Here is a 7,131-nt window from a genome sequence, read left to right on the forward strand (position 1 = left end):
TGTCCTTGCAATTCGGATGCTCGAAGTCCGGATTTGAAGGCACCCGGAGACTCTTCGTTCAGTCGAAGGGCTTAGCGAGAGCGGTCGCTGCCTTTCCAGGATGCCAGCTTCCCAACTGAACGCGCGGGTTCGATTCCCGCTCCAGCCGTCAGCCCACCTCTCTCAAAATGAAGTCGTGCAGCATCTTGGCCGCCGGCGACAGCACGCGATTTTTTACGGTGATCAGGCTGTAAGGCCTGACCTCGATATCGAATTCGGTCTGGACGACGTCGATGGCGCCGGCCAGCCCCTCGGGGTTCTGGATGAATTTCGCCACCTGGATAGACACCGGCGCGATGGCGTCCGACTGTGCGACCATGACCAGGGTGAGCAGCAGGGAACTGGTGTTGAGGATGCGGTCCGGCAGCGCGATGTTGCGGTTCAGGAAATTGCTCTCCATCGCCTGGCGCAGCGGCGAGCCGCCCGACTGGAAAACCCAGTCGTAGGCGGCGGTCTCCTCCAGCCGCACCGCCTTGCCCTTGGCCAGCGGGTGGCCGCGTCGCACAATGAGGCAGGCTTTTTCGACGCCGATGACGCGGGCCTCGAACAGCCGGGGATTGAGGTCCTCGGGGATGCGCGCGATGATGAAATCGTGACGTGTGGCGATCAGCTCGCGCGCCAGCACATTGGAGGTCTCGACCTGCATGGTGATCTCGATACGCGGATAGATGCGCCGGATCTCGCGGATCGCCGGCACGGCGAGCTCGATTGCAGGGGCAGTCACCGCGCCCAGGAACACCGAGCCGCCCTTGCCCGCCTTGAGCTCGGATATCTCGCGGTCGACCTCACGCATCTCGAGCAGGATCGAACGCGCGCGCCTCGCCAACGCTTTGCCATAGGGCGTCAGCGTGATGCCGCGCGGCAGCCTCTCGCACAGCTTGACGTCGAGCACCGCCTCCATCTCGGCGATCATGCGCGAGGCGGCGGGCTGGGAGATGTTCATGACCTGGGCTGCCGCGCTGACCCGGCCATGGTCGTCGAGGGCTGCGATCATGCGCATGTGGCGCAGACTGAGGCCGCTGCGCAGCAAGGTCTCACTCCTGCCGGGACTTTCCCCATAACCCTCTGAAAGTCCGCCAAAATCCCGTAGCGCCGCCATGATGTCGGTTTGCTCCCCGCTGGTGGCCGGCCGGCAATCCCGGCCAGGTCTTTGGCCACTTTCAGTATACCAGTTTTGATATAGCAACTACCAAAGATCGCATTTGACAGTTATGGCAAAGCGCCACACCTTTGCGCGTCCTGAAACTTGACCGTCGCCAGCGAGAAAAATCGCATCGACCGGAACCAGAGTCTCAGGGCCGATTGGGAGGATACCGGAGATCGATATGGCGGCAGCGGCGCGTTTGGCGCTCCTGCACGATCGCGCGGCCCACGAAACCCAGGGTGCGCGTCCATCAACCAGGGAGAGTTAATGTGAAGATCATCAAGACACTGGCCGCCGTCGCGGCCCTTAGCATCGCGGCCATGACGGTCCCGGCGCAGGCAGGCGAAGGCCTCATCGGCGTGCTGATGCCGACCAAGACCTCGCAGCGCTGGATCAACGACGGCGACGCCGTCAAGTCCCAGCTCGAGGCTCTGGGCTACACTGTCGACCTGCAATATGCGCAGGACGACATCCCCAATCAGCTCAGCCAGCTGGAAAACGAAATCACCAAGGGCCCAAAGGCGCTGATCATCGCCTCGATCGACGGCACCACCTTGTCGGACGCGCTGCAAAAGGCGGCTGACGCCGGCGTCGTCGTCGTCGCCTATGACCGACTGATCAAGAAGACCCCGAATGTCGACTACTACACCACGTTCGACAATTTCGGCGTCGGCGTCATCCAGGCAAAATCGCTGCTCAAGGGCCTCGGCTATCCCGAGAACAAGGGTCCGTTCAACGTCGAGCTGTTCGGCGGCTCGCCCGACGACAACAACGCCTTCTTCTTCTACGACGGCGCCATGTCCGTTCTGCAGCCGCTGATCGACGACAAGACCCTCGTCGTGAAGTCCGGCCAGATGGGCATGGACAAGGTCGGCACGCTGCGCTGGCTGGCAGCCACCGCCCAGGCCCGCATGGACAATCTGCTCTCCGCCCACTACTCGGATGGCAGCCGCGTCGATGGCGTGCTCTCGCCATATGACGGCCTGTCGCGGGGCATCATCGCCTCGCTGCGCGCCGTTGGTTACGGCACGGCCGATCAGCCATGGCCAATCGTCACCGGCCAGGATGCCGAAACCGCTTCGGTCAAGGCGATCATCGCCGGCGAGCAGTACTCGACCGTGTTCAAGGACACGCGCGAACTCGCCAAGGCGACGGTCGAGCTCGTCGACAAGGTGCTCTCGGGCGGCAAGCCGGAAGGCCTCGACACCAAGACCTACAACAACGACGTCAAGGTCGTCCCCTCGATCCTGCTGACGCCGCATGATGTCGACAAGTCGAACTACCAGGCCCTGGTGGTCGATTCCGGCTACATCAAGGCCGAAGAGCTGAAGTAACCGCAGAAGTAAAACCCGGGGTCCTGCGTAACGCAGGGCCCCTCTTCGTCAGTGAACGACCCCGGTATGTTTCCGGACCTCGCAGGAGGGGTATTCCCGATGGCCTCGACGATTTTGGAGATGCGTGACATCACCAAGACGTTTCCCGGCGTGAAGGCGCTTTCGAATGTCAACCTCAGCGTCGAGGAAGGCGAGATCCACGCCGTGGTCGGCGAGAACGGCGCCGGCAAGTCGACGCTGATGAAGGTGCTGTCGGGCGTATATCCAGCCGGCACCTATGACGGCGAAATCGTCTATCGCGGCGATGAGTGCCATTTCAAAGGCATCCACGACAGCGAGCGCCGCGGCATCGTCATCATCCACCAGGAACTCGCGCTGGTGCCGATGCTGTCGATCGCCGAAAACATCTTCCTCGGCAACGAACACGCCAGCTACGGCATCATCGACTGGAACGCCAACGAGACGCGCACCAGCGCTCTGCTCAAGAAGGTGGGCCTCAGGGAAGACCCCAAGACGCTGATTACCAATATCGGCGTTGGCAAGCAGCAACTGGTCGAGATCGCCAAGGCGCTCAGCAAGGAAGTGCAGTTGCTGATCCTCGACGAGCCGACGGCGAGCCTGTCCGAAAAGGACAGCCAGGCGCTGCTCGACCTGCTGCTCGAATTCAAGCGGCAGGGCATCACCTCGATCCTGATCTCGCACAAGCTCAACGAAATCAACCGGGTCGCCGACAAGGTCACGATCATCCGCGACGGGCGGACGATCGAGACGCTGGCGAAGAAGGACATCTCGGAAGACCGCATCATCACCTCGATGGTCGGCCGCTCGCTGGACGACCGTTATCCGTCGCGCGAGCCTGACATCGGTGAGGTCGTCCTCCAGGTGAAGAACTGGTCGGTCTATCATCCGATCCATGCCGAGCGGCAAGTGATCAAGGGTATCGATATCGACGTCCGCAAGGGCGAGGTGGTGGGTATCGCCGGGCTGATGGGCGCCGGACGCACCGAATTCGCGATGAGCCTGTTCGGCCGCTCCTATGGCCGCCACATCACCGGCGAGGTGCTGCTCAACGGCAAGCCCATCGATGTCTCCTCTGTCAGCAAGGCAGTCGAACACGGCATTGCTTACGTCACCGAAGACCGCAAGACCTACGGTCTCAACCTGATCGATCATATCAAGCACAACATCACGCTGGCCAATCTTCCCGGCGTGTCGCGCCATAGCGTGATCGACGACATGCGCGAACTCGCCGTCGCCAACGACTACAAGGCCAAGACCAACATCCGCTCGTCCAGCGTCTATCAGATGACCGGCAATCTATCGGGCGGCAATCAACAGAAAGTGGTGCTGTCGAAGTGGCTGTTCGCCAATCCGGAGGTGCTGATCCTCGATGAGCCGACGCGCGGCATCGACGTTGGCGCCAAGTATGAAATCTACACGATCATCGCGCGTCTCGCCGCGGAGGGTAAGGCGATCATCGTCATCTCGTCTGAGATGCCCGAACTGCTCGGCATCACCGACCGTATCTATGTCATGAACGAAGGACGTATCGTCGGCGAAATGGCGGCGAGCGATGCCAGCCAGGAAAAGATCATGCGCGCCATCGTTCGCGGAGAAGGAAAAGCATCATGAGCACCGAAAGCGGTCCCGTCCCGAAAAGCGGCGTCGCCGAAGATGTGCAGCAAGGGCCGCGCATTGCCGTCTCGGCGCTGGTCACCAACCTGCGCGAATACGGCCTGATCCTGGCGCTTATCGCCATCATGGTGTTCTTCCAGTACACGACGTCCGGAACGCTGTTCAAGCCGGTGAACTTGAGCAATCTGGTGCAGCAAAACAGCTTCATCATCGTGATGGCGCTGGGCATGCTGCTGGTGATCGTCTCCGGCCATATCGATCTCAGCGTCGGCTCGGTCGCCGGTTTCATCGGCGCGCTGGCGGCGATGATGATGGTCATCTGGCCTCTCGGCCCGTTCAGCAATCCGCTGGTGGTGTCGATCATCTGCCTGGTCGTCGGTGGTGCAATCGGCGCGGCACAAGGCTACTGGATTGCCTATCACCGAATACCGAGCTTCATCGTCACGCTGGCGGGGATGCTGATCTTCCGCGGCATCTGCCAGGCGCTGCTGGGTGGGGGATCTTCCGTGGGGCCGCTTCCGGTCGGCTTCAAGGCGCTCAGTTCCGGCTTTATTCCCGATGTGATCGGCTCATTGACGCTGATACCGCCGGTGGTGAACGCCGCCGGCAAGACAATCGTCGGCAGCGGCCTCACGCTGCACATGACAACGATCGTGATCGGCATCGTCGCCGTGCTCGCCTATGCTTATTTCGGGCTCAGGGCACGGCGCAGCCGCGAGCGGCATGGCTACCAAGCCGAGCCGTTCTCGCTGTTCGTCGTCAAGACCCTGGTGACCAGCGCCCTGGCGCTGTTTCTGGTCTACCAATTCGCCACTTACAGGGGTCTGCCGATCGTTCTCGTGGTGATGGGCGTGCTAATCGCGCTGTTCGTCTTCGTCACCAAACGCATGACGGTCGGCCGCCGTATCTACGCAATGGGCGGCAATGCCAAGGCGGCGCAGCTATCGGGTATCAAGACCGAGCGGCTGACCCTGATGGTGTTCATCAATATGGGCGTGCTCTCGGCGCTCGGCGGGCTGATTATTGCGGCGCGCCTTGGCCAGGCGGTGCCGGCGGCCGGTCTCGGCAGCGAGCTCGACGTCATCGCCGCTGTGTTCATCGGCGGCGCTTCGGCGATGGGCGGCGTCGGTCAGGTTATCGGCGCGGTGGTCGGCGGTTTCATCATGGGCGTCATGAACAACGGCATGTCGATCATGGGCGTCAATGTCGATTGGCAACAGGTGGTCAAAGGCCTGGTGCTGCTCGGCGCCGTGATCTTCGACGTCTACAACAAGAACAAGGCTTGAGGGCGAGGGAACTCATGCATGTCGCCAAAAACGTGTCAGCGTGTTGGGACAACGGCGTGCATGAAAGCAAGGATTAAAGCGGGCCCGTTTTCAAACGCGGCGCGCTTTTAGGAGGCACGGGTCACATCGCGGCGCTGCCGGGCGGCGCAAGGAAGTCCCCCAGGGACCGGACCCGCGAGCGCAACCCGGACGAAGAATTTCACCCGTGGCGCGGACACCGTCCGAGCTGCGCCAGGAAAGGCTTGCCAGACCGGCAGGCCGGCCAAGGCAATTGAGAGAGGGTACGTCATGCTGATTTCCCAGATCCTCGACGAGGCGGAGACCATCCGCGTCGTCGCCCGCAACGGCGGCAAGACCAGAATCATCAACGGCGCCCGCAGCGTCTATTCGCTGGCGATGGAGGCCGCGCGCACCGGCACCGGGCTCGTCGCCCTGAGCGAGCGCAAGGGTTTTGGTGAAGCGGTCGACCTCGATGCCGCCTACAAGAAGGGGCGGCTGTTGTCGCCGATCAACCATCCCGACCCGGCGCATCTCCACCTCACCGGCACCGGGCTGACACATCTCGGCTCCGCCGCGACCCGCGATTCCATGCACAAGAAGCTCAGCAGCGACGGCGAAGAGCAGCTCACCGATTCCATGAAGATGTTCCGCATGGGGCTGGAGGGCGGCAAGCCGGCCAAGGGCCAGACCGGCGTGCAGCCGGAATGGTTCTACAAGGGCAACGGCACCATGGCAGTGGCGCCCGGTGCGGCACTTCTGTCGCCCGCCTTCGCCGAGGATGCCGGCGAGGAGCCGGAAGTTGCCGGCATCTATGTCATCGGTGACGACGGCGTCCCGTTCCGCGTCGGCTTCACGCTGTCAAACGAGTTTTCCGATCACGTCACCGAGCGCGTGAACTATCTTTTCCTCGCCCATTCCAAGTTGCGCAACGCCTCGTTCGGACCGGAGATCCTGATCGGCGAGCTGCCGTCCGACGTCAGGGGTTCCTCGCGCATCCTCCGCAACGGCCAGTTGCTGTGGGAAAAACCGTTCCTGTCGGGCGAGGCGAACATGTCGCACACCATCGCCAATCTCGAACATCACCACTTCAAATATTCGGCCTTCCGCCAGCCGGGCGACGTGCATGTGCACATGTTCGGCACCGCGACACTGTCCTTCGCCGACGGCATCAGGACCGAGGCCGGCGACGTCTTCGAGATCGAGGCCAAGGATTTCGGCCTGCCGCTGCGCAACCCGCTTGAAATCGAGCAGCCGGTGAAGGTGGCCGTCAAGGCGCTTTGAACGGTCAATGACGGCGTGATCTCCCCCACTTGGGCATATGCGCTAAGATAGTTTTGGCATGGACTGAAATTTGCGCTTTCGTGGTGGCTCACGCCATCGATGTCGCAAGGCAGGGAGATTTTGGCGCAGGATTGCCAAGGGAGGTTGAGCAAAGATCGCTGCGATCAGAGAGGCGACGATCTGGCGGGTGGCGCGCCACAGTAGCGGGCGCCCGTCGCTCAAGGGGGAGAGACACCAAACTCCTGCGAGAGGGGTTCGGTCACAAGCGCGATGAGGAAGTGGGCAAGAATCCAAGGCTTTGCGATCCTTGGGTCTTTGGCGGGGGGAGCGCGCAGTCCGATCAGGCTCTTCAGACGTTTGAAGGCGAGCTCGATGCGCCAGCGCATGCGATAGAGCGGGATGAATTTAGGTT

The 7,131-nt window shown here is 62.0% G+C and carries 6 protein-coding genes; 4 read left to right on the plus strand and 2 right to left on the minus strand.

Annotation, left to right across the window (positions count from 1 at the left end; genetic code table 11):
- Positions 1-148: 148 nt before the first annotated feature.
- Positions 149-1,138 (minus strand): LysR family transcriptional regulator, encoded by a 990-nt coding sequence (locus BQ8794_RS10830; protein WP_077376740.1) that lies wholly within the window; start codon positions 1,136-1,138, stop codon positions 149-151.
- Between the two features lie 314 nt (positions 1,139-1,452).
- Here BQ8794_RS10830 and chvE point away from each other — a divergent pair, with 314 nt between their 5' ends.
- The 4 genes from chvE (at position 1,453) to araD1 (ending at position 6,719) form a co-directional block, all read left to right on the plus strand.
- Entirely contained in the window at positions 1,453-2,517 is a 1,065-nt protein-coding gene (chvE, locus tag BQ8794_RS10835) for a multiple monosaccharide ABC transporter substrate-binding protein (RefSeq protein WP_023802196.1), read from the plus strand.
- A gap of 99 nt (positions 2,518-2,616) precedes the next feature.
- Entirely contained in the window at positions 2,617-4,149 is a 1,533-nt protein-coding gene (gene mmsA / locus BQ8794_RS10840; RefSeq protein ID WP_077376743.1) for a multiple monosaccharide ABC transporter ATP-binding protein, read from the plus strand.
- Entirely contained in the window at positions 4,146-5,438 is a 1,293-nt protein-coding gene (gene mmsB, locus BQ8794_RS10845; RefSeq protein WP_077376746.1) for a multiple monosaccharide ABC transporter permease, read from the plus strand. Before mmsA ends, mmsB begins: the two co-directional genes overlap by 4 nt.
- 288 nt (positions 5,439-5,726) lie before the next feature.
- A complete protein-coding gene (gene araD1 / locus BQ8794_RS10850) occupies positions 5,727-6,719 on the plus strand; it encodes an AraD1 family protein (RefSeq protein WP_077376749.1) in 993 nt (330 codons plus the stop codon).
- 218 nt (positions 6,720-6,937) lie between these two features.
- Here the strand turns inward: araD1 and BQ8794_RS34595 are convergent.
- The coding region (locus BQ8794_RS34595; protein WP_143744521.1) for a transposase at positions 6,938-7,131 on the minus strand (194 nt) is incomplete at its 5' end.

This window comes from Mesorhizobium prunaredense (assembly GCF_900156895.1).
GTDB classification, from domain to species: domain Bacteria; phylum Pseudomonadota; class Alphaproteobacteria; order Rhizobiales; family Rhizobiaceae; genus Mesorhizobium; species Mesorhizobium prunaredense.

Bases quoted from the DNA above. Each gene is read 5' to 3' on its own strand.
- BQ8794_RS10830 (WP_077376740.1), bottom strand. From the start codon at position 1,138: ATGGCGGCGCTACGGGATTTTGGCGGACTTTCAGAGGGTTATGGGGAA.
- mmsA (WP_077376743.1), top strand. From the start codon at position 2,617: ATGGCCTCGACGATTTTGGAGATGCGTGACATCACCAAGACGTTTCCC.
- mmsB (WP_077376746.1), top strand. From the start codon at position 4,146: ATGAGCACCGAAAGCGGTCCCGTCCCGAAAAGCGGCGTCGCCGAAGAT.
- araD1 (WP_077376749.1), top strand. From the start codon at position 5,727: ATGCTGATTTCCCAGATCCTCGACGAGGCGGAGACCATCCGCGTCGTC.